Genomic DNA, 22,183 nt, shown 5'->3' on the forward strand with positions numbered 1-22,183 from the left:
CTTCAACGACTCCTGCCGCCACTGAGCAACCCCGTTCGGTATCTCGTACATAGCGGCGTACGCTCCCCTACCTCTTCAGGAGGCGCGCATGTCGCGCAGGAGAACTCTCGGCACGAAGAAGAAGATCGCGCTGCTCGTGAGCGCGGCGACGGTGGCGGGAGGCGGGGCCTTCGTCATGGCGAGCACGTCGAACGCCGCGCCGACCCCCAAGTCGGCGTCGGAGTCGACGGTCTGCCTGGGCCTCGCCACCGCCCTCGGCAACAACCAGAAGTTCATCGCGGACCAGCGGGCCAGGCCGGACGCCCAGTCCGAGGCCCGGATCGCCAACCGCGAGGCGGTCGTGGCGGAGATCAAGCGCAAGCAGGAGGCGTCGGGCTGCGTGGTGGGGGAGTCGGCTCAGGACTCCCAGGCCACGCCGCCGGCGCAGCCCGCCCGGCCGTCGGCCCCGGCGGCGTCGGCCCCGGCCTCCCCGCCCGCCGCGTCCGCCCCGGCGGGTGGCACCGGCGGCGGTGGAGCGGCCGCCGGGCAGCAGGTGTGCAACGGCTCCACGGTCACGCTCTCCGGCGAGGGCGGCGCGCCCGCCGCGTCCAGCAACCAGTTCCCGGCCGGCACGAAGCTGAAGGTCACCAACCTGGACAACAACAAGTCCACGACGGTGGAGGTCACTTCGGTCTCCGGCAGCTGTGTGCTGCTCAACAACGCGGCTTTCGAACAGGTCCGTGAGCCCGGCAAGTTCCTGATCCGCCGGGCCGTGATCGAGAAGGTGGGGTGAGGCCGGACGGTCGACTCAGCCACTGAGGCGGCGGCCCACCCCTCGGCCGCCGCCGTACGTGTCACCGGTCCTGCTGCTCCCGGCCGGGAGCAGCGGGACCGGCACGTCAGGGCCGCGCGGCGGCGGTCACCGGCTGGACGGAGGGAAGCCGGTGACCCCCCCCCCGCCCCCGCCCGTCGCGGCGGAAGCGCCCTCACAGCGTGAGGTGGGGCACAGCGCCACCAGGTAACACGGGGTTCACATGCGGGCAATGGCCGGGAAATCGCCCGTTGTCAGGCTGCCGGGCAGCACCGCGCGGCGTTTCAGTGCCGCAGCGCCGCAGCACCCGCGAGACGCGCCCAGACACACCCCCGAAGGATGTGGCCCGTGACCTTCAAGGCTGAGTACATCTGGATCGACGGCACCGAGCCGACGGCCAAACTGCGTTCCAAGACCAAGATCATTCCGGGCTCCCCCGCCGGTCTGGACGCGCTGCCGGTCTGGGGCTTCGACGGGTCCTCCACCAACCAGGCCGAGGGCCACGCCTCGGACTGCGTGCTGAAGCCGGTCTTCACCTGCCCGGACCCGATCCGCGGCGGCGAGGACGTACTCGTCCTGTGCGAGGTGCTGAACATCGACCTCACCCCGCACCCCACCAACACCCGTGCCGCGCTGGCCGAGGTGGCGGAGAGGTTCGCGGCGCAGGAGCCGATCTTCGGTATCGAGCAGGAGTACACGTTCTTCAAGGACGGCTACCCGCTCGGCTTCCCCAAGGGCGGCTTCCCGGCCCCGCAGGGCGGCTACTACTGCGGTGTCGGCGCCGACGAGATCTTCGGCCGTGACGTCGTCGAGGCCCACCTCGACAACTGCCTGAAGGCCGGTCTCGGGCTGTCCGGCATCAACGCCGAGGTCATGCCCGGCCAGTGGGAGTTCCAGGTCGGCCCGCTGTCCCCGCTGGAGGTCTCGGACCAGCTGTGGGTGGCCCGCTGGCTGCTCTACCGCACCGCCGAGGACTTCGACATCGCCGCCACCCTCGACCCGAAGCCGGTCAAGGGCGACTGGAACGGCGCCGGCGCGCACACCAACTTCTCCACCAGGGCGATGCGCGAGGGCTACGACGCGATCATCACCGCGTGCGAGGCGCTCGGCGAGGGGTCCAAGCCGCTCGACCACGTCAAGAACTACGGCGCCGGCATCGACGACCGCCTGACCGGCCTGCACGAGACCGCCCCGTGGGACAAGTTCTCCTACGGCGTCTCGGACCGCGGCGCCTCGGTCCGCATCCCCTGGCAGGTCGAGAAGGACGGCAAGGGCTACATCGAGGACCGCCGCCCCAACGCCAACGTCGACCCGTACGTGGTGACCCGCCTGCTCGTCGACACCTGCTGCACGGCCCTGGAGAAGGCCGGCCAGGTCTGATCCGCCCGACAGCTCTCCGGGGGGCGCTCACCGATCGCGGTGGGCGCCCCCTCACGGTGTGCGGTCCCGGACGGCCGGTGGGGTGACGCACCCGACACGGGCGCGGTGTCCAAGCAGTGAGAGAAGGGTCCCGGCGGTCGGCCCTCGTCTGCTTCAATGGGCCCATGGCCAGTCACCAGAAGCACACCGCGACGGGTCGCCATGACCTCGAGCCCTTCTGGCCTTCCCGTCAGCACCACGACTTCGACCGGGTGTGTTGCCGCGCGACGAACGCGCCGGCCCTCTAAAGCCGTACACCCCGGCCTTCGGCCAGCGCGAACCGCGTACGTCCTCGGCGAGCCCGACCACGAACTCGCGGCCGTCGACCTTCCGACGAACCCCTCGCGCGAAAGAGCTGACCTCTCATGGCGACCACTCCTTCCCTGTCCACCGCCACCCTCGACGCCCCCCACGGCCCCCGGCACCGGCTGCGCGCCGTCGACCGGGACGAGGTGGTGACGGTCGCGGATCTGCTGCCGCCGGGGGCCACCTGGCTGCCGGCTCCCCCGCACGCCCTGCCGGCCCTGCCCGGGCAGCCGCCGATGATCGGCTACCTGGTGCTCGTCCCCGCCGACCAGCAGCCCCCGTTCCCGGTGGCGGTCCCCGACCGGCCGGCGGCCGGCCCGCGGGAGGGGGCCGAGCCGGGCGGCGAGCCCCTGATCCGCGTCGACACCGTGCAGCGCACCGCCGAGGTGGCCGGACGCCTCCTCGACCTCACGTACCTGGAGTTCGAACTCCTCGCCCACCTGGTGGCCCACCCGGGCCGGGTGCACACCCGTGACCAGCTGGTCGGCACGGTGTGGGGCTACGGTCACGTCGGCGACGGCCGCACGGTCGACGTGCACATCGCCCGCCTGCGCCGCAAGCTCGGCGCGGAGCACCGCGACACCATCCGTACGGTGCGCCGCGTCGGATACAAGTACGTGCCGCCGGCGGAGAGGTGACTCTGCTGACGGCAGAGCCCCGTTCCGTCGTCTCACCGCACCGGGCAGAGTCCTCGGCATGAGACTTCTGGTGCTGGGCGGTACGGAGTTCGCGGGCCGGGCCGTCGTGGAGGCGGCACTCGCGCGGGGCTGGGAGGTGACCGTCTTCCACCGGGGGCGGCACGAGGCGCCGCCGGGCGCGCGGTCGCTGCTCGGCGACCGCACCGCGCCCGGCGGACTCACCGCCCTCGCCGAGGACGCGGGCGCGTGGGACGCCGTCGTCGACACCTGGTCGGCGGCGCCCCGGGCCGTACGGGACGCGGCGCGGCTGCTGCGGGACCGCGCCGGACGGTACGTGTACGTGTCGAGCTGCTCCGTGTACGCCTGGCCCCCGCCCGCCGGGTACGGCGAGGACGCACCCCTGGTCACGGGGGCGTCGGCCGGCGCCGGGCGGACCGACTACGCCCGGGACAAGCGGGGCGGCGAGCTGGCCGCCCTGGACGCCTTCGGCGCGGACCGGTCGGTGCTGGTGCGCGCCGGGCTGCTCCTCGGCCCGTACGAGAACGTCGGCCGGCTGCCGTGGTGGCTGGCCCGGACGGCGCGGGGCGGCCCGGTCCTGGCGCCGGGGCCGCGGGAACTGCCCCTGCAGTACGTCGACGTCCGCGACCTGGCCGAGTGGATCGTGCGCGCGGCCGAGCGGGGACCGAGCGGGCCGTTCAACCTGGCCGGTCCACGGGGGCACACCACGATGGGCGCGTTGCTGGACGCCTGCGTCCGGGTCACCGGCGGCGACGCCGAGCTGCGCTGGACCGCGCCCGAGGTGATCCTGGAGGCCGGCATCGCACCGTGGACCGAGCTGCCCGTGTGGGTGCCGCCGGGCAGCGACCTGTACGACGCCCTGCACGGCGCGGACGTCTCGCGGGCGGTCGGGACGGGGCTGCGCTGCCGGCCCGTGGAGGAGACCGTGCGGGACACCTGGCAGTGGCTGCGGGACCTCGGCGGTGTGGCGCCGCAGCGCGAGGACCGGCCGCGCCCGGGCCTCGCCGCCGACGTGGAGGCCAGGGTCCTCGCCGCCGGTGCCGGCTCCTGAGCACCGCGCCGCCCCGGGGTGGAGGTAGCACCACCCCCGGGCCGGGTGTCCGGCCCAGTGACCGGCTCACCCCGCTCCACCAGACTGAACGCCATGACCATCGACACGAAGAACGGCTCGCGGACGACGGGGCGGGGCATCGGACTCGCCGCGGTGCGGGGGCTGGCCCTGGCCCTGATCTCCCTGCCGGGGGCGGTGCTGTGCTTCTGCCTGTCCGCGCTCTCGATCGGGCTCATCCCGATCGGGGTCGGGCTGGTCACGACGCCGTACGTGCTCAAGGGGGTGCGGGCCTTCGCGGACTGGCGGCGGGTGCTCGCGGCCGAGTGGGGCGGGGTGCGGATCCCCCCCGCGTACCGGCCGCTGCCGAAGGACGCCAACCCGTGGGCGCGCACCTTCGGGATGCTGGGCGACCCGGCGACCTGGCGGGACCTGCGGTGGCTGCCGGTCGACATGACGCTGGGGTTCGTCACCGCGCTGCTCCCGGCCGTGCTGCTGCTCTACCCGCTGGAGGGGTTCGCGCTCGCCCTCGGGCTGTGGCGGGTCTTCCCCGACGGGTACTGGTACGGGTTCGTGCCGGTCACCGGTCAGGCGTCGGCCTTCGGCGCGGCCGCCCTCGGCCTGGTCCTGCTGTTCCTCGCGCACTTCTTCACCCCGCGCCTGCTGCACGCCCACTTCCGGCTCACCCGGGCGGTGCTCGGCGGCGACCGGGAACACCTGGCGGAGCGGGTGCGGGTGCTGACCGAGACGCGGCGGGACGCGGTCGACGCCTCGGCGGCCGAACTGCGGCGCATCGAGCGGGACCTGCACGACGGGGCCCAGGCCCGGCTGGTGGCCGTGGGCATGGACCTGGGCACCATCGAGGCACTGCTCGACAAGGACCCGGACCGGGCCAGGGAGCTGATCGCGCAGGCCCGCACGTCGTCGGTCGAGGCGCTGACCGAACTGCGCGAGCTGGTGCGCGGCATCCACCCGCCGGTGCTCGCCGAGCGCGGCCTCGGCGACGCCGTGCGGGCGCTGGCGCTGCGGCTGCCGGTGGCCACCGAGGTGAGCGTGGATCTGCCCGGGCGGGCGGCGGCGCCCGTGGAGTCGGCCGCGTACTTCGCCGTGAGCGAGGTGCTCACCAACGCCGTGAAGCACTCCGGCGCGGACCGGATCTGGGTCGACCTGCACCAGGCCGGCGGCATGCTGCGCGCGACCGTGACGGACAACGGCCGCGGCGGCGCGGTGGTGGAGGCCGGTTCGGGCCTGGCCGGGGTCGAACGGCGACTGGGTACATTCGACGGCGTCCTGGCCGTCAGCAGCCCCGCGGGCGGCCCCACCATGGTCACCATGGAGATCCCTTGCGCGTAGTCCTGGCCGAAGACCTCTTCCTGCTGCGCGACGGGCTCGTCCGGCTGCTGCAGGCGCACGGCTTCGAGATCGCCGCGGCCGTCGAGTCCGGGCCCGAACTCGCCGCCGCCCTGGCCGAGTCGGACCCGGACGTCGCGGTGGTCGACGTGCGGCTGCCGCCCACGCACACCGACGAGGGCCTGCAGTGCGCGCTGCGGGCCCGCCGCGAGCGGCCCGGGCTGCCCGTGCTGGTGCTCTCGCAGCACGTGGAGCAGCTGTACGCGCGCGAGCTGCTCGCCGACGGCAGCGGCGCCGTCGGCTACCTGCTGAAGGACCGGGTGTTCGACGCCGAGCAGTTCGTGGACGCGGTGCGGCGGGTGGCGGCCGGGGGGACGGCGATGGATCCGCAGGTCATCCAGCAGCTGCTGGCGCGGCAGTCGGGCGGCGACCGGCCGCTGGCGCGGCTGACGCCCCGGGAGCGGGAGGTGCTGGAGCTGATGGCGCAGGGCCGGTCGAACGCCGCGATCGCCGGGAAACTGGTCGTGACGGAACGGGCGATCGCCAAGCACACCGCGAACATCTTCGCCAAACTGGGGCTTGAGGTCTCGGACGACGACAACCGGCGCGTGCTGGCGGTTCTCGCGTATCTCGACCACGGCCGGTGAAACCGGGCCCGCCCATTCACCCACCGTGGAGGATCAACAACTCCCGGTGCCCCAGCGGCTGTTGAGCACACCGAGTCCGCACGAATCTCGCAGCAATTTCCGGGACCTCTGAACACCCGTGGGACGGCCTCCGTATGGGAGGGAGCCGCTTCACTCCTGTCGGGCGCCTCGATGCCCCCGAAAAAGGAAGTCAGAGGAGTTCCATGGGACGCAACACAAGAAAACGCCGTACGCCGCTGGCCACCAAGGCCATAGCCGCATCGGCGGCCCTAGCGCTCGGTGGGGGCGGGCTGATCTGGGCAAACTTCTACGCCTCGGCGCACGAGGAGAATCCGGCGAACCAGACGAAGGCCGCGCGCGCGCAGATCGCCACGATCCAGTGCCCGGACGTCGGCCAGAAACTGACCAAGGTGCCCAGGGGCGCCCGGCGGGGGGTGGACCGGGAGCTGGCCAACCTCGACAAGCAGATCAGCGAGGCGTACGCGCGGCTCGCCTCCACGCGTCAGGCCCAGGCCGGCGACCCCGGCTTCGTCAACAACGCCATCCTCGGCCCGCTGAAGTCGAAGCGCACCGCGGCCCTCGACCGGATCGGCATCAACATCCGGCGGGTGGGCGGCAAGGCACCCAACCTCGGCAAGTTCGCCGGGTGCCGGGGCATGGCCGCGAACCCGAACACCAACGACGGCAACGCCGGAGGCGGCCAGAACGGCGGGGGCCAGAACAACGGCGGCCAGGACCAGGGCCAGAACAACGGCGGTCAGGGCAACGGCGGCCAGGGCAACGGACAGGGCGGCAACGGCGGCCAGGCCGGCAACGGCCCGGCGGCGGCGGACTTCATCAGGATCGAGGACGTCCAGCCCAACTCCCGCAACCTGCCCAACGGTCTCGCCGCGAACGGCGACAGCGGTTCCACGGGCTCGTTCACCACGAACTGCGGCACCAACGAGAACGAGAACCGCAACTCCGACAACGTGATCGTGGCACCCGGCGTCTCCAACGGCGCGCAGCACCAGCACGACTACGTCGGCAACCAGAGCAACAACGCCTTCGCGAGCGACGAGGACCTGGCCAACGCCCAGACCACCTGCCAGAACCAGGGCGACAAGTCCTCGTACTTCTGGCCGGTCCTGCGCATCCAGGACGGCTCGCAGGACATCGACCAGGGTCAGCCCGGCGGTGGCCAGGACGGCAACGTGGGCAAGATCGTCGAGCCGGCCGAGGCGCAGCTGAAGTTCGTCGGCAACCGCACGAGCGACGTCGTCGCCATGCCGAAGGCCCTGCGCATCATCACCGGTGACGCCAAGTCCTTCACCAACGGCCTGAACAACGCCAACACCTCCTGGAGCTGCACCGGCTTCGAGGACCGCCAGGTGACGGACAAGTACCCGATCTGCCCCGAGGGCAGCTCCGTGGTGCGCACGTCCAACTTCCAGAGCTGCTGGGACGGCCAGAACATCGACAGCGCCAACCACCGCACCCACGTGGACTTCGTCGAGGCGGACGGCAGCTGCTCGAACGGCTTCAAGGCCATCCCCCAGCTCCAGGTCCGCCTGGTCTACGACGTCCAGGCGCCGCAGATCAACAACGGGCAGGTGCAGAACGCCTTCGCGGTGGACTCCTTCCCGGAGCAGCTGCACAAGCCGATCACGGACCACAACGACTTCATCAACTTCTTCGACGAGGACCTGATGAACGAGATGGTCCAGTGCATCAACAACGGCGAGGACTGCCAGTAGTCCGGTCCCGCTGGAAAAACCGGTGAGAAAAGCCGGCGGTGGGAATTCCCACCGCCGGCTTTCGCCTGCGCGAGCCGCGGGGTCAGCCGTGGTGGCTGCCGCTGTTGTGGCTGCCGCCGGGGTTCATGTGCTCGGAGCCTTCCTCCATGGTCCCGCCGAGCGTGCCCTGCAGCGCCAGCACGGTCCTCTCCTGTCCGACGGCGACCCACTTGCGGCCGACGAGGTAGTAACCGCCGTAGTCCTTGGCGCTGTTGAGCCACTCGCGCTGGCCGCGGTCGGTGGCGAAGGTGGCGAGGACGTACTTCTCCCCGCCCTTCTTGCAGATGGCCTGACGGATGGTGTCGGCGTCGGTCTGCATGTTCGGCTTGCACTTGGCCTCGGCCGCGATGTGCTCCAGGCTGCCGGTCACCGCCTCCGGCACGGCCGCCTCGTGCTCGCCGCCGGATCCGCAGCCGGCCAGCGCCAGTATCGCCACCGCGCCGCTCAGCGCGAGCATCGGTCGGGTCACCCTCATCTGTTCCTCCGGTCCTTGTCACGGCACGGTCCGGACGCATGCCGCACGGAGCCCTGGCACGAGGCTCTCCCCTTCGATACGGCCGCGGGGCCCGGACTGCTCAAATTCCGCTGTCCCCGCGGGCACCGCCGTGCGAGGGTGGGGCCGTGAACCAGGACTGGGAAGACCGCGTGGCCGCCCTGTGGGAGCGTTTCGACGACTACGCGGAGACCGAGGAGGACGAGGCCCGCTTCCGCGCCGACGTCGGCGCCCTCGTCGCCGAGCTGCCCGGGGACAGCCCGCTCGGGCCGTTCGAGCAGGCCTGCGCCTGGGACTCGACCGGCCACTCGGACCGGGCGGTCCCGCTGTACCGGGAGGCGCTGGCCCGGGGGCTGGCCGATGTCAGTCCCCACAAGGCCCGGCGGACGAAGATCCAGCTGGCCAGCTCGCTGCGGAACATCGGGCGGGCCGAGGAGGGCGTCGAGCTGCTCGAAGCCGAACTCGACGCCGCCTCCGACGAGCTGGACGACGCCGTGCGCGCCACGCTCGCCCTGTGCCTGTCCAGCCTCGGCCGCGACCGCGAGGGCCTGTCGCTGGCCCTGGGCGCCCTCGCCCCGCACCTGCCCCGCTACCAGCGGTCGATGGCGAACTACGCCCGGCTGCTGGTCGAGCCCGCGCAGCGGCCGGGGGCCTGACCGCGCGGGGGTCAGGTGACCATCCACCGATTCGCTCGTTCTGCTGAACGTGCAGTCACAGGATGTCGCCCAGCGCCCCGCACCCCCCTCCCCCGCCGGCCCGGTCGTCGACGTCGAGCAGGCCGAGGCCGCCCTCGTCGAGCACTACCCGCGGCTCGTCCGGCTGGCCTACCTGGTGCTGCCGCCCGGCCTGGGCCGCAGCCGGCGCGTCCTGACCGCGCACGCCCTCACCCAGCGCGCGCTGCCGCGCAACCGCACCCCGGCACCCGTGATCCCGGCCCAGTCCACCGGCCGGGACGGCGATCCGGGCTACGCCCTGGTCCGGCTGCAGGTGCTGCGCACGGCGCTGGAGGCCGGGCTGCCGCTGCGACTCAGGGCGTGGCCCAAGCGGTCCCAGCTGCCGCCGCTGCTGCCGCAGGTGTGGGGCCTGAAGCTGTTCCCGCGCTCCGGCGGGGCGGACGAACTCGCCCTGGACCAGCGGCTGTCCACGCTGTCGGGCCCGGCCCGGGCCGCGTACGCGCTGCGCGGCCTGGAACGGCTGGCGGACGACGACGCGCGCGCGGTCCTCGCGGCCGCGGGCGTCACCGACCCGGAGGGTGCGCTGCTGGAGGCCGGCGGCGTCCCCGAGCAGTTCGCCCTGCTCGACTCCCCCGAGTTCGACCCCTGCTCGCTGCAGGCCCGGCCCACCGACCTGATGCGGCGCCGCCAGCACCTGCGGGCCGCGCTGGTCGCCGGGGCGGCCCTGCTGGTGTGCGGGGCCCTGCTCGGACGCCCCGGCGAGGGCTGGGGCCCCGACGGCGCCGCCGCACCGCCGTACGCGCGCAACCCCGCCGCCCAGGCCGCCCTCGACCCGGCGAAACTGACCCGGGTCCCCCAAGACGCGTGGCGGATCTCGGCGCGCACCGACTTCTCCGTCTGGCCGGCCCGGGGCGAGCTCACCGGCGACGACGCCCTGCTGCGCCGGGCCCTCGCGGTGTGGGCGCGGCCCGGTGGGACGGTCCAGGTGTCGGCGACGCCCGGCACCCCGTCCGGCGGCCCGGCCGGGCCGCCCCAGCTGCTGTACGCCGGGACGGTCGACGCCGCGCGCGTGGTGATCCTCTACGACGGTCTGCGCATCGCCCGGTACGCCGAGCCGAAGGACGGCACGCAGGGTGCCGCGCTCGACTTCGCCCGGGTCGACGGGGCCTCGCGGGCCGAGGCGGGCGCGGTGGTGCTGGGCCGGGCCGACGGCAACGTCCGCTACCTGACCGCCCCCTGGGTGGAGAAGGCGGCCGAGCGGGACCTGCTGAAGCCGGGCTCGGGCGCGATGGACCTGGCGCTCACCGGCGGGGTGACCGCGCCGCTGGCCAGCCCGGCCCTGCGGTCCGGCCCGTGCACCTCGTGGAACGTGCTGCAGCTGACCGACGGCAGCAGGACCCGGCTGCTGACCGACCTCGGCGAACTGGTCCCGGCCCGGCTCACCAGCGGTCGGCCCGGCCGCCCGGGCGAGGCGTCCGGCGCCGCGGCGCTGCACACCTGGCAGCCGTTCGCCTGCTCGCTGGGCACGGTCCGCTCGGCAGGCGTGCGCACCGTCAACGCCTGGGCGTTCAACGAGCAGCCGCTGCCCGACGCGAGCGGCTCGGCGGCGTGGGTGTGCACCCGGGCGGAGACCTGGCGGGGCGGCGGGGCGCGGGTGCTGGCGCAGTTCCACACCCCGGGCGGGGCGTACGGCGCGGTGGCGGCGAAGGCGGAGAACGTCCCGGCGTGCGGGGGGCGGGATCCGCACGTGCTGGCCGGGGTGTTGTGGAAGTCGAAGGCGGGCGACTGGTACCTGCTGGCCGCCGGCGACCGGGGGACCGCCTCGATCCGGACGACGGGCGGGGTCGACGGGTCGGCGCAGGGCAGCCTGCTCACGGTCCCGGCCGAGCAGGGCGCGCAGGCCGAGCTGAAGGGCAGGCTGAAGGACGGGCGTTCGGTCGGCGGGCTGCGCTGACCCGTCGGTCTCCACGGCGGCGCGGGCGCCCCGCGCGCACCTCGGCGATCACTCCGGACCGTTCGCGGCCGGAATCGATCGGTAAGGTGTTCGTATGACTACCGGGGTACGCCGCAGAATGGGAGTCGAGGAGCGGCGGCAGCAGTTGATCGGCGTCGCCCTCGAACTGTTCAGCCGCCGCTCGCCCGACGAGGTCTCGATCGACGAGATAGCGTCGGCCGCGGGCATCTCACGCCCGTTGGTCTACCACTACTTCCCCGGCAAACTCAGCCTGTACGAGGCCGCTTTGCAGCGGGCCTCGGACGATCTCGCGGCCCGGTTCGTGGAGCCGCACGAGGGTCCGCTGGGAGCCCGGCTGCTGCGGGTGATGCGCCGCTACTTCGACTTCGTGGACGAGCACGGGCCCGGTTTCTCCGCCCTGATGCGCGGCGGACCGGCGGTCGGGTCCTCCCGGACCAACGCGCTCGTCGACTCCGTGCGGCAGGCCGCGTATGTCCAGATCCTTTCGCACCTGGACGTGACCGATCCGCCCCCACGGCTCGAACTGGTCGTGCGGTCCTGGATCTCGCTCGCCGAGTCGACGGCGCTGATCTGGCTGGACGGCCGGCGCATCCCGCGCGAGGAGCTGGAAGCGCAGCTCGTCAACGACTTCGCCGCGCTCGCCGCCGTCAGCGCCGCGTACGACGAGGAGATGGCGGCCCTGCTGCGCGGCATCGTCAAGGACGAGCCGGCCGACGGCCCGTTCGCGCACCTGGCCGGCCGGCTGATCGCCCTGGCGGGCTGAGCGGGCTCAGCCCTCGAACTTGGCGTACGACGGGTCCAGGTCGCGGACCTCGGCGGAGGCGTGCAGCGTGACGCCCTCGGTGGGCTTCAGGTGCGTGCGCAGCAACTCCAGCGCGGCCTCGGTGAGCCGGGCCTTGGTCTCCTCGGTGCGGCCGGCGAGCAGCGCGATGTGGACGTGCACGTGGGCGTGGCCCTCGGTCTCGGGGCCGACCACGATGTCCTCGGTCCGGCGGAACCGGGTCTTGCAGGCCGGCGGCTTGGCGGCCGCGATGCCGGCCGTGGCCGCGTGCAGCGCCCTCGCGAAACCGGGCCGGTCGAAACCGTCCGCGAGGCCGGCGGAATAGTCGACGGTGATCTGCGGCATCAGCACTCCTGTTCGGGGTCGGTGGGCTCACCCTAACGGCGGGCGGGGCGGGCCGCCGGTCGCGGCCCGCCCCGCCGCACCGGGTACGTCACCCGGCGGTGCGCTGGAAGACCGCGACCGTCCGTCCCGGAACGGCGAACGTCCCGGACCCCTTCGCGTAGGCGGAGGACTTCACGGTGGCGTCGGCGCCCGCCGCCTGCACCGGGTGCAGCCGGTAGCCGGTCCCGGCCAGGGCGGACACGCGCTGCTCCTGCCGCTGCGGCGTGGCGTTGAAGACGACGACGAGGTCACCGAGGCGCATGGTGATCACGCCGGGCGTCTCGTCCGTGCCGGACAGCGGGAAGGACAGCCGGGACTGCACCCGCTCGGCCGTGCCGAGGGAGAAGTCCGCTTCCGCGGCGCGGATCCGCATCAGGTCGCGGTAGGCCGCCGAGGCGCCCTGGATCTGCTCGCAGCCCACCTTCACCGTGCTCAGCAGCGGCTTGGCGTACGGCCACTTGTCCTCGTTGTCGGCCGCCATGGGCAGTCCGCGGCCGAAGCCGTTGCCGTCCCGGCAGTCCCAGTGGATCGCGTTGAACCAGTCGCCGCTGTCGTAGGAGTTGCGGTCCAGGGACTTCGAGCGCAGCAGGTCGGTGCCCGCCTGGGAGAGGGCCGGGCCCTGCGAGAGGGTGGCCGTCGCCATGGCCAGGACCTGCATGCGGGCCCGGTCGGAGGCGCTCACCGTGGCGGGCAGCTTGAAGGCGAGCGCGTCGAAGAGGGTCTCGTTGTCGTGCGCGTCGGCGTAGGCGAGGGCGTCGCCGGGTGCGTCGGCGTAACCGGCGGGGGCGCCGTTGTAGTCGACCTCGGAGCCCTTGACCTGCTTGCCGCTGGTGTCGGTGAAGGTGTAGGCGCTCAGGTTGCCGGAGAGCCCGACCTTGATGAGGTCCTGGTAGTGCAGCAGCCGGGCCTTCTGCTCGGCCGGGGTGCCGTTGCTCTTCGAGGAGTTGGGCTCGGTGTACAGGCCGGACGCGAAGCCCTGGACGCCGGGGTCCTCGTCGAAGGGGCCGCCGCCGCGCACGGCGTCACGGGCCCGGTCGGAGAAGGTGGCGATGCCGGTGCCGGCCATGTTCTTCTGCGTGGCCTGGACGAACCGGGCGTCGTCGGCGACCTCGCCGAAGTTCCAGCCCTCGCCGTAGAGGATGATCTTCTTGCCGTCGACACCGTCCTTCGCGAGGGTCAGCTCGTCCAGGGCCTCGCGCACGGCCAGGATGTTGGCCTTCGGGTGGTGGCCCATGAGGTCGAAGCGGAAGCCGTCGACCTTGTACTGCCTGGCCCAGGTGACGACCGAGTCGACGACGAGCTTGCCCATCATGGCGTTCTCGGTGGCGGTGTTGGCGCAGCAGGTGCTGTTGGCGACCGAGCCGTCGGCGAGCAGGCGCTGGTAGTAGCCGGGCACGATCCGGTCCAGGACGCTCGTCTTCTCCTGCCCCGCGGCGGCGGTGTGGTTGTAGACGACGTCCATGACGACCCGCAGCCCGTCGTCGTTCAGGGCCTTGACCATCTTGCGGAACTCGACCGTGCGGGCGGTGCCGTCCGGGTCGGTGGCGTAGGAGCCCTCGGGGACCGTGTAGTGGAACGGGTCGTAGCCCCAGTTGTAGGCGTCCTTGGCGGCGGTCCTGCCGACGCACTCCTGCTGCTTCTCGGAGTCCGCCGGGTGGGAGGCCAGGTCGCAGTCGGGCCGCGCCTGGTCCGCCTTGCGCTCGGGGATGGTGGCGATGTCGAAGACCGGCAGCAGGTGCACGTACGAGGTGCCGGCCTTCGCCAGCTCGCGCAGGTGCTTGCTGCCGTCGCCGGCCTTGTCGGTGAAGGCGAGGTAGGTGCCGGGGTGCTTCGCCGTGCGGTCCTCGACGGAGAAGTCCCGGACGTGCAGTTCCTGGATCTGGGCGTCCCGCAGCGGCACGGCCTCGGGCTTGGTGTACGACGACCAGCCGGACGGCTTCAGCGCCTTGTCGTCCAGGTCGACGACCAGGCTGCGCTCGGAGTCGGCGGTGAGGGCCAGGGCGTAGGGGTCGGTGACCTTGTTGGTGACGACCTCGCGGACGCCGGGCGCCCAGACCTTCACGACGTAGCGGTAGGGCTTGCCCTTCCAGGACGCCGGGCCGGTGACGGACCAGACGCCGGTGGCGGAGTCGCGCTTCATCGGCACGGTCCCGGCGCCGATCTCCAGGGCCACGGACTGCGCGGTCGGCGCCCACACGGACAGGGTGGGGCGGCCCTTGGCAAAAGTGGGTCCCAGGTCGGCCTCGGTGGCGCCGGGGTACAGGTCGTCGAGGACGCCGGCGATCTGGACGCCGGTGGCCGCGAGCACGGCCCCGTTGGCAGCTCGCTGGGTGGCGACGACCTGGCCGCGCAGGGCCTCGCGGACCCGGTCGCGGTCACGGGGGTCGACGGTCCAGGCGTCGTACTCCTTCAGGTGCGGGAACTTCGCCTTCTGGGCGCCGGTCAGCTCGCCCTCCGACAGGCGCAGCCACTTCGCGTCGCCGGTCAGCGTGCCGTCCTCGGCCTTGACCGAGCCGTCGCGGGAGTACAGCAGCTGGGTGGAGGCGGCGGCCTCAAAGCCGTTCCAGGCGAGGGTGTTCCGGTCGATCCAGACCGCCTTGGAGGTGGTCAGGTCGAGGGCGGCGGCACTGCCCGCGGGCTGCGGGAGCAGGTACTTCTCCTGGCCGCTCACCAGCCACACCTCGTGGCCGTTCGCCTTGAGGTCGAGCGACTGGTCGGTGGGCAGGTCCTTCTCGTCGCCCTTGTGGAGGATGTAGCTGAGACTGGTGGCACCCTCGGTGAGCGGCACCTCGAAGACTGCGCCATAGGAGTCAGTCTTCACCGGCTTCAGGGGGTTGGACCAGTCGGTGGGGTGCGCGGCGCCGGTCCAGACGTGCAGTCCCCAGCCGTCGTAGGCGCCGTCGGCCCGGTGGTAGTGCAGGACGGCCTTGCCCTTGTCGGGAGCCGGGAGGTCGGGCCGTTCGGTGGTGACGGTGTCCTTGCCCTGCTCGATCCAGATCTCACCGGTCCTGGTGACGTCGATCGTGCGGTCGGTGGAGACGTCCTTGTTGCCGTCCTTGTCGATGACGAGGAAGCCGACGTTCGAGGCACCGGGCTTGAGCTTGACCCAGGCGAAGGCGCCGTAGGCGTCCCGGCCGGTGAAGGGGTGGCTCTCGGGCCACTCGGTGGCCTCGCCCTCGGCGAGGTCGCCCCAGGCGTACAGGCCCCAGTCGGCGTAGTCGCCGTCCGCGCGCTTGTAGTGGACGATCGCGTAGTCGCGGGAGGAGGCCGTGGGCGGCTCGGGGGCGGGCGGGGTGCCGGTGGTGGAGGCGGCCAGGGCGCTCGCCGTGCGGCCGGCCGAGTCGACCACGACGGCCTTGTAGCGCAGGGCCGTACCCGGTGCCACGTCCTTGCCGACGGTGTGGGTCACCTTGTAGGGGGCGTGGTCGGCGGAGCCGAGGACCCGCCACTTGCCGTTGCCGGTCTGCGCGGCGAACACGACCCGGTTCAGCTGCCCGCCGTCGACGTCGGCGGTGACCTCGACGGTGCCGGTGGCGCCGGCCGCCGGGGCCTTGAGGGTGAGCGCGGGTGCGGTGGCGGGCCCGGCGAGCTTGCCGGCCGCCTTCAGGACGATCGCCGAGCGGGCCGGGACGGTGACGGTGAGCTCGCGGTCGCCGTCGCTCTTCAGGCGCGCGTCGGTGCCGTGGACGCCCTGGAAGGTCATGCCGGCCGAGCCGGTCGGGAAGGTCGCGCTCTTCTTCTCGCCGGCGTTGTTGAAGGCGACGACGTACTCGGTGCGGGTCTTCGGGTCCGTGCGGGAGAAGGCGTAGACGCCCGGGCCGTCGGCCGCGTACCGCTCCTGCTGGACGCCGTCGGTCAGCGCCGGGTGGGTCTTGCGGAGCTTGGCGAGGGCGCTGATCTGCCGGTAGAGGGGCGCCTTGGTGTCGTAGGAGTCCTCGGCGTGCGTGGCGTCGGTGCCGATGCGGTCGTCGTCGAGGTAGTCGGCGGTGCGCGAGGCGAACATGGTCTGCCGGGCGTCCTTGTCGCCGCCCGGTCCGGCGAAGCCCTGCTCGTCGCCGTAGTAGACGACCGGGTTGCCGCGGCTGAGGAACATCAGCTCGTTGGCGAGCCTGTCCTTGGCGAGGATCTCGGCGTCGGTGGCCTTGGGGTTGTCCTGCTTCAGGAACGACCCGATGCGGCCCATGTCGTGGTTGCCGAGGAAGGTGACCTGCCCGTAGGCGTTGGCCTTGCCGGTCGTGTACTTGTAGTCGTCGCCGAAGACACCGGCGAGCCTGCGCGCGCTGCCGCCCTGGGAGACGTACTGGCGGGCCGCCTCCTGGAAGGGGAAGTCGAGGGTGGCGTCGAGCCGGCCCTGGGTGACGTACGGGGCGGTGACGTCGGTGTCGGCCGAGTAGACCTCGCCGAACATGAAGAAGTCGTCCCGGCCGCGCTTGGCGGCGTAGGCGTCGAGGGCGGTGGCCCACTGCGTCCAGAACTCCATGTTGACGTGCTTCACGGTGTCGATCCGGAAGCCGTCGATGTCGAAGTCCCGCACCCAGCGCTGGTAGATCCGCTCCATGCCGTCGACGACCTCGGGCCGCTCGGTCCACAGGTCGTCGAGGCCGGAGAAGTCGCCGTGGGTGGAGCTCTCACCGGCGAAGGTGGAGTCGCCGCGGTTGTGGTACATCGTCGGGTCGTTGAGCCACGACGGCACCTTGTTCTTCTTCGTGACCACCGGGGTGCGCGGGAAGGAGTCCCGGTCGACCCCGGGGAAGCCGCGCCGCCCGTCGGCGTAGTCGGCGTCGTCGAAGGGCACGCCGTCCTTCGTCAGGTACGGGAAGGCGCCCTTGGAGAGGTAGTCGTAGGACTTCTCCTCGTAGTCGACGACGTCGGCGGTGTGGTTGGTGATGACGTCGAAGAAGACCTTCATGCCCTTGTCGTGGGCCTTGTCGATGAGGTTCTCGAGGTCCTCGTTGGTGCCGAAGTGCGGGTCGACCTGGGTGAAGTCGGTGATCCAGTAGCCGTGGTAGCCGGCCGACGCGTTCGCGCCGGTGCCCTGCACGGGCTGGTTCTTGAAGATCGGGGCCATCCACAGGGCGGTGGTGCCCAGGCCCTTGATGTAGTCGAGCTTCTCGGTCAGGCCCTTGAGGTCGCCGCCCTGGTAGAAGCCCTTGTCGGTCGGGTCGTAGCCGGTCGACAGGCGTGAACCGGTCAGGCCGCCCTTGTCGTTGCGCGGGTCGCCGTTGGCGAAGCGGTCGGGCAGGACGAAGTAGAACTGCTCACGGGTGGCGTCGTGCCGGGCCGGCTGGGCGGCCAGCGCGGCGTCGGACGGCGGCGCCGGCGGGGTGGCCGCCCCGGCGGCGAGCGGCTGGACGAGTGTGGCGGCCAGCGCGGCGGCGGTGACCGCGGCGACCCGTCCGGCACGGGCGGTTCGGCGCCTGGACGGCACCGGCCATCTCGGTATCACAGATGGGCTCCTTGCGATTGCGGCTCTCTCGGGTCCGACCCCGCGCGACCGTATCGCCGCCGAAACCCTTACAGCAAGAGGCTTGAAACCATGGGAAAGAACTTTCAACCACCGGAGTCGGTCCGGCGCGGCGGCCCCGGCCGCCACGCGACGTGGCGGCGGGGCCGTGGGCATCGCGCCCGGTGTGCGTGACTAACAGCCGGACTTGCCCGCGTAGAGGGCCAGAGCCGTGTTCGAGCCGAGGGTGGCCGTGAACTGCCCGGCCGAATTGACCGTCACCGGCGTGTTGTTCTGCACGTTGCAGTACGTGCCCGCGGGCAGCGAGGTCTGGTAGGTCCGGGTCAGGGAGCCCGGCTCGTGGTTGATGGCCACGAAGCCCTTGCCGCCCCGGCCGAAGGCGATGGCGTCGCCGCCGTTGTCCCACCAGTTGGTGACGGCCTGGCCGCGCGTGGCGTTGCGGAAGGCGACCATGGACTTGATCTCGGGCCAGTTGTGCTGGCACTTCCAGCCGTCCTGCCAGCAGGCGTTGACCTGGCCCCCGTTGGGCGGTCCGGCGTCGTGGTCGGTGAACTCGTAGCCGGAGTTGATGTCGGGGGCGCCGTAGGGCCAGGCCAGCATGAAGACGTTGGCCAGGGTGTAGTCGGCGCCGTCCTTGTAGCTGAGGGTCGAGCCGTTGCGCTCGGTGTCGTGGTTGTCGACGAAGACACCCGAGACGCCGCTGTTCATGTAACCCCAGCCCTCGCCGTAGTTCTTCAGGTAGGCGAGGTTCTCGTGGGTGAAGACCCGCTTGAGGTCGTAGGCGTAGCGGAACTCCTGGACGTCGCCGTTGCCCGTGTACTCGGTGGGCTGGACCGCCTCACCGGCGCCGTAGATGACCTCCTGCTTCCAGTACACCGACGGGTTGCTCAGCCGGGACTTGATGTTCGCGAGGTCGGCGGCCGGCATGTGCTTGGCCGCGTCCACGCGGAAGCCGTCCACGCCGAGGGAGAGCAGGTCGTTCATGTACCCGGCGATGGTCCTGCGGACGTAGTCCTCGCCGGTGTCGAGGTCGGCGAGGCCGACCAGTTCGCAGTTCTGGACGTTGCCGCGGTCCTGGTAGTTGGTGATCTGCGCGGTGCAGTTGTCGAAGTCGTACGAGGAGTACAGGCCGGGGTAGTTGTACTTGGTGTACGACGAGCCGCCGGTGCCGGTGCCGTTGCCCGCCGCCATGTGGTTGATGACGGTGTCGACGACGACCTTCACACCGGCCGCGTGGCAGGTGTTCACCATGTTCTGGAAGGCCGCGCGGTCACCGAGCCGGCCGGCGATCCTGTAGCTGACCGGCTGGTACGAGGTCCACCACTGCGGGCCCTGTATGTGCTCGGCGGGCGGGGAGACCTGCACGTAGCCGTAGCCCGCGGGGCCGAGGGTGGTGGTGCATTCGCGGGCCACGGAGGCGAACTTCCACTCGAACAGGACGGCGGTGACGTCCTTGGTGCCCGGTGGGGAGGCCTGGGCGCTGGTCGGGTGCATGACAACCGCAGCCGCGGCGAGCGCGACGGCGGCGGAGAGGTGTCTGCGTGCCATGTGGGGTTTCCTTCTCCGTTGAAGGCTCTTGCTGCAAGGTTCAGAAACCTTGCGGTGACGCAGATGGTAAGGGCCCGCCGCCCGAAAGGGCAGCGGGCCGTACGAAATCGAAACGAAAAATCAGGCGGTGTGCGCGGTGGTCCACCACACCGTGGTGTCGGCGGGCACCTTCGCCTCGTCGTCGACCTGCACGATCTCGCCGCTCGCGACCAGCACCCGCCCGTACGCCGGCATCGCCACCGACTCGCCCGTGGTGTTCGCGACGCACACGAACTCCCCGCGCCGGAAGGCGAGGACGCCCTCCGGTGCGCGCAGCCACTCCACGGACGTGCCCGCACCGAGGTCGGGCTGCTCCCGGCGCACGGCGAGCGCGGCCCGGTACAGCTCCAGGGTCGAGCCGGGCACGCCGGTCTGCGCCTCGACGCTCAGCTCACCCCAGCCGTCCGGCTGCGGCAGCCAGCTGCCCCCGTCGCCGAAGCCGTACGAGGAGCCGTCACGGGTCCACGGGATCGGCACCCGGCAGCCGTCGCGGAAGCCGTCCTGGCCCGCGCCCCGGAAGTACGCCGGGTCCTGGCGCACCTCGTCCGGCAGGTCGACGACGTCGGGCAGGCCGAGCTCCTCGCCCTGGTAGATGTAGGCCGAGCCGGGCAGCGCCAGCATCAGCAGGCTCGCGGCCCGTGCCCGGCGCAGGCCCAGTTCGCGGTCGCCGGCCAGGCGGATCTGGGTGCCGAGGCCGGGCGGGTTGGCGAACCGGGTGGCGTGCCGGGTGACGTCGTGGTTGGACAGCACCCAGGTGGCCGGGGCGCCGACCGGGCGCATGGCCTCCAGGGTGCGGTCGATGACCTCGCGCATCTCGGCCGCGTCCCAGTGGGTGCTCAGGTACTGGAAGTTGAAGGCCTGGTGCAGCTCGTCGGGACGGACGTAGTTCGCGGTCCGCTCGATGGTCGGCGTCCACGCCTCGGCGACGAAGATGCGCTCGCCCGCGTACTCGTCCAGGATCAGCCGCCACTGGCGGTAGATCTCGTGCACACCATCCTGGTCGAAGAACGGCATGACATCGTTGCCCAGCAGCTTCACCTGATCATGGGATCCGAGGTCGGGCAGGCCGTCCGCCTTCACCAGGCCGTGGGCGACGTCGATCCGGAAGCCGTCCACGCCCATGTCGAGCCAGAACCGCAGGATGGAGCGGAACTCGTCGCCGACGGCCGGGTGGTTCCAGTTGAAGTCGGGCTGCTCCGGGGCGAAGAGGTGCAGGTACCACTCGCCGGGGGTGCCGTCGGGCTCGGTGACCCGGGTCCAGGCCGGGCCGCCGAAGATGGACTCCCAGTCGTTGGGCGGCAGTTCACCGTCGGCGCCCTTGCCGGGCCGGAAGTGGTAGCGGTCGCGCAGCGGCGAGCCCGGGCCCTCGGCGACGGCCCGCCTGAACCACTCGTGCTGGTCCGAGGAGTGGTTGGGCACCAGGTCGACGATGATGCGCAGACCGAGCTGGTGGGCGTCGCGGATCAGCGCGTCGGCGTCCAGGAGGTTGCCGAACATGGGGTCGACGGCCCGGTAGTCGGCGACGTCGTAGCCGGCGTCGGCCTGCGGCGAGGCGTAGAAGGGGCTGAGCCACACGGCGTCCACGCCGAGGTCGCGCAGGTACGGAAGACGGGTGCGGACACCCTCCAGGTCGCCCATGCCGTCGCCGTTGCTGTCGGCGAAGCTGCGCGGGTACACCTGGTAGATCACCGCGTCCCGCCACCAGTCGCGGCGCTTGGCGACGGCCACGGCGGACGGGGAGGTGGGGGCAGGTGCAGCTGAGTGCTGGCTCATGTCGTCCTTGATGCGTAACTGGGGTGTGGTCATGGGACGTGAGGTGGTACGAGGCGGCCGCGGCACAGCGGGGTCGGATGGGCACCGCGGCCGCCTCGGCTGGTGAAGGCCGTTCGGCGACGGCCTGGGGGGGCGCCGGTCAGCCCTTGGTGCCGCCGGCGGTGAGCCCGGTCACCAGGTTCTTCTGCACGAGGTAGAAGAACGCGGAGACGGGTATCGCGATGAGGACCGCGGTCGCGGCCATCAGGTTGCGCTGGGCGTCGTGCTCGCTGACGAAGCTCTGCAGGCCGACGGCGAAGGTGTACTTCTCGTCGTCCAGCATGAACACGGTGGCGAAGGCGACCTCACCGAAGGCGGTGATGAAGCTGTAGAAGGCGGCCACCGCCAGTCCCGGCCGGGCGAGCGGCAGGATCAGCCGGAAGAACGTGCCGAAGGGCGTCAGTCCGTCGACGCGGCCGGCCTCGTCGATCTCGAACGGGATGGTGTCGAAGTAGCCCTTCAGCAGCCAGGCGCAGTAGGGCACCGCGGTCGAGCAGTAGACCAGGATCAGGCCGAGGTAGGTGTCGACGAGTTGCAGGCTCGACAGGATCTGGTACATCGGCACGATCAGCACGGCGATGGGGAACATCTGCGTGCACAGCAGCACCCACATGAACTTCTTGTAGCCCGGGAAGCGCATGCGCGACACGGCGTACCCGGTCGTGGCGGCGATGACCACTCCGATGACCGTGGTCCCCAGCGACACGATCAGCGTGCTCTGCAGCCAGTGGAAGAAGGCGGTCTCCTGGAGCACGAAGCTGTAGTTGTCCAGGGTCATCTTCGACCAGATGCCACCGGGGTGCAGGTAGTCGTCCTTGTCCGGGCCGAGGGACAGGAAGATCAGCCAGGCGATCGGGAAGAGCGCGATCAGGCTCGCGAGGATCAGCAGGCCGTGGGAGAGCAGGCTCCCGGCCGCGCCGCGCCGGCCGCGGCGGTGCGCGGGGGCGGGCGCGGGGGCGACGGCGGGGACCGGGGCCCCGCCCGCGGACTGCTGGACGGTCGTGGTGCTCATGGGGACTCCT

At 71.9% G+C, this 22,183-nt stretch carries 16 protein-coding genes; 10 read left to right on the top strand and 6 right to left on the bottom strand.

The genetic code is table 11. The annotated features are described in order from the left end of the window. Positions 1 to 88 precede the first annotated feature (88 nt). The 7 genes from AC07DA_RS10510 (at position 89) to AC07DA_RS10540 (ending at position 7,952) form a co-directional block, all read left to right on the top strand. On the top strand, positions 89 to 772 hold the full coding sequence (locus AC07DA_RS10510) for an RlpA-like double-psi beta-barrel domain-containing protein (RefSeq protein ID WP_479126496.1): 684 nt from the start codon (positions 89 to 91) through the stop codon (positions 770 to 772). Positions 773 to 1,138: 366 nt separating this feature from the next. Beyond that, positions 1,139 to 2,170, top strand: coding sequence for a glutamine synthetase (glnII, locus tag AC07DA_RS10515; RefSeq protein WP_479126498.1), 1,032 nt, complete (start codon positions 1,139 to 1,141; stop codon positions 2,168 to 2,170). Between the two features lie 404 nt (positions 2,171 to 2,574). After that, a complete protein-coding gene (locus AC07DA_RS10520; protein WP_479126500.1) occupies positions 2,575 to 3,153 on the top strand; it encodes a winged helix-turn-helix domain-containing protein in 579 nt (192 codons plus the stop codon). Between the two features lie 58 nt (positions 3,154 to 3,211). Next, the gene (locus tag AC07DA_RS10525) at positions 3,212 to 4,222 is read left to right on the top strand and encodes an NAD-dependent epimerase/dehydratase family protein (RefSeq protein ID WP_479126503.1); all 1,011 of its coding nucleotides are present in this window, start codon (positions 3,212 to 3,214) and stop codon (positions 4,220 to 4,222) included. Between the two features lie 93 nt (positions 4,223 to 4,315). Continuing rightward, positions 4,316 to 5,572: a sensor histidine kinase gene (locus tag AC07DA_RS10530; protein WP_479126505.1), complete on the top strand. Its 1,257-nt coding sequence runs from the start codon at positions 4,316 to 4,318 to the stop codon at positions 5,570 to 5,572. Then, positions 5,563 to 6,216 (top strand): response regulator transcription factor, encoded by a 654-nt coding sequence (locus tag AC07DA_RS10535; protein ID WP_479126507.1) that lies wholly within the window; start codon positions 5,563 to 5,565, stop codon positions 6,214 to 6,216. The genes AC07DA_RS10530 and AC07DA_RS10535 overlap by 10 nt, the downstream gene beginning before the upstream one ends. Before the next feature lie 203 nt (positions 6,217 to 6,419). After that, positions 6,420 to 7,952 (top strand): DUF1996 domain-containing protein, encoded by a 1,533-nt coding sequence (locus tag AC07DA_RS10540; protein ID WP_479126509.1) that lies wholly within the window; start codon positions 6,420 to 6,422, stop codon positions 7,950 to 7,952. Positions 7,953 to 8,034: 82 nt separating this feature from the next. Here the strand turns inward: AC07DA_RS10540 and AC07DA_RS10545 are convergent, their stop codons facing one another. Beyond that, a complete protein-coding gene (locus tag AC07DA_RS10545) occupies positions 8,035 to 8,466 on the bottom strand; it encodes a hypothetical protein (protein WP_479126511.1) in 432 nt (143 codons plus the stop codon). Positions 8,467 to 8,612: 146 nt separating this feature from the next. On the opposite strand from AC07DA_RS10545, the gene AC07DA_RS10550 reads away from it, so the two are divergent. The 3 genes from AC07DA_RS10550 (at position 8,613) to AC07DA_RS10560 (ending at position 11,896) form a co-directional block, all read left to right on the top strand. Further along, positions 8,613 to 9,140, top strand: a complete 528-nt coding sequence (locus AC07DA_RS10550) for a tetratricopeptide repeat protein (protein ID WP_479126512.1) — start codon at positions 8,613 to 8,615, stop codon at positions 9,138 to 9,140. A 49-nt stretch (positions 9,141 to 9,189) separates the two neighbouring features. Then, entirely contained in the window at positions 9,190 to 11,112 is a 1,923-nt protein-coding gene (locus AC07DA_RS10555; protein ID WP_479126514.1) for a hypothetical protein, read from the top strand. Between the two features lie 94 nt (positions 11,113 to 11,206). Beyond that, positions 11,207 to 11,896, top strand: a complete 690-nt coding sequence (locus AC07DA_RS10560) for a TetR/AcrR family transcriptional regulator (RefSeq protein WP_479126516.1) — start codon at positions 11,207 to 11,209, stop codon at positions 11,894 to 11,896. A 6-nt stretch (positions 11,897 to 11,902) separates the two neighbouring features. Here the strand turns inward: AC07DA_RS10560 and AC07DA_RS10565 are convergent, their stop codons facing one another. From AC07DA_RS10565 to AC07DA_RS10585, 5 genes are all read right to left on the bottom strand, one after another. Continuing rightward, a complete protein-coding gene (locus AC07DA_RS10565; protein ID WP_479126518.1) occupies positions 11,903 to 12,259 on the bottom strand; it encodes a 5-carboxymethyl-2-hydroxymuconate Delta-isomerase in 357 nt (118 codons plus the stop codon). 88 nt (positions 12,260 to 12,347) lie between these two features. Beyond that, a complete protein-coding gene (pulA, locus tag AC07DA_RS10570) occupies positions 12,348 to 17,744 on the bottom strand; it encodes a pullulanase-type alpha-1,6-glucosidase (protein WP_479126520.1) in 5,397 nt (1,798 codons plus the stop codon). A gap of 192 nt (positions 17,745 to 17,936) precedes the next feature. Beyond that, entirely contained in the window at positions 17,937 to 19,310 is a 1,374-nt protein-coding gene (locus AC07DA_RS10575) for an alpha-amylase (protein ID WP_479126522.1), read from the bottom strand. A 120-nt stretch (positions 19,311 to 19,430) separates the two neighbouring features. After that, positions 19,431 to 21,155 (bottom strand): glycoside hydrolase family 13 protein, encoded by a 1,725-nt coding sequence (locus tag AC07DA_RS10580; protein WP_479126524.1) that lies wholly within the window; start codon positions 21,153 to 21,155, stop codon positions 19,431 to 19,433. A gap of 106 nt (positions 21,156 to 21,261) precedes the next feature. Continuing rightward, a complete protein-coding gene (locus AC07DA_RS10585; protein WP_479126526.1) occupies positions 21,262 to 22,173 on the bottom strand; it encodes a sugar ABC transporter permease in 912 nt (303 codons plus the stop codon). Positions 22,174 to 22,183 lie beyond the last annotated feature (10 nt).

The sequence above is a fragment of the Streptomyces sp. NPDC044921 genome, from assembly GCF_056432865.1.

Excerpts from the sequence above, each read along its gene's own strand:
- AC07DA_RS10585 (WP_479126526.1), bottom strand. The coding sequence starts at position 22,173 with ATGAGCACCACGACCGTCCAGCAGTCCGCGGGCGGGGCCCCGGTCCCC.
- AC07DA_RS10525 (WP_479126503.1), top strand. The coding sequence starts at position 3,212 with ATGAGACTTCTGGTGCTGGGCGGTACGGAGTTCGCGGGCCGGGCCGTC.
- AC07DA_RS10575 (WP_479126522.1), bottom strand. The coding sequence starts at position 19,310 with ATGGCACGCAGACACCTCTCCGCCGCCGTCGCGCTCGCCGCGGCTGCG.
- AC07DA_RS10520 (WP_479126500.1), top strand. The coding sequence starts at position 2,575 with ATGGCGACCACTCCTTCCCTGTCCACCGCCACCCTCGACGCCCCCCAC.
- AC07DA_RS10545 (WP_479126511.1), bottom strand. The coding sequence starts at position 8,466 with ATGAGGGTGACCCGACCGATGCTCGCGCTGAGCGGCGCGGTGGCGATA.
- AC07DA_RS10560 (WP_479126516.1), top strand. The coding sequence starts at position 11,207 with ATGACTACCGGGGTACGCCGCAGAATGGGAGTCGAGGAGCGGCGGCAG.
- AC07DA_RS10530 (WP_479126505.1), top strand. The coding sequence starts at position 4,316 with ATGACCATCGACACGAAGAACGGCTCGCGGACGACGGGGCGGGGCATC.
- AC07DA_RS10565 (WP_479126518.1), bottom strand. The coding sequence starts at position 12,259 with ATGCCGCAGATCACCGTCGACTATTCCGCCGGCCTCGCGGACGGTTTC.
- AC07DA_RS10580 (WP_479126524.1), bottom strand. The coding sequence starts at position 21,155 with ATGACCACACCCCAGTTACGCATCAAGGACGACATGAGCCAGCACTCA.
- AC07DA_RS10540 (WP_479126509.1), top strand. The coding sequence starts at position 6,420 with ATGGGACGCAACACAAGAAAACGCCGTACGCCGCTGGCCACCAAGGCC.
- AC07DA_RS10510 (WP_479126496.1), top strand. The coding sequence starts at position 89 with ATGTCGCGCAGGAGAACTCTCGGCACGAAGAAGAAGATCGCGCTGCTC.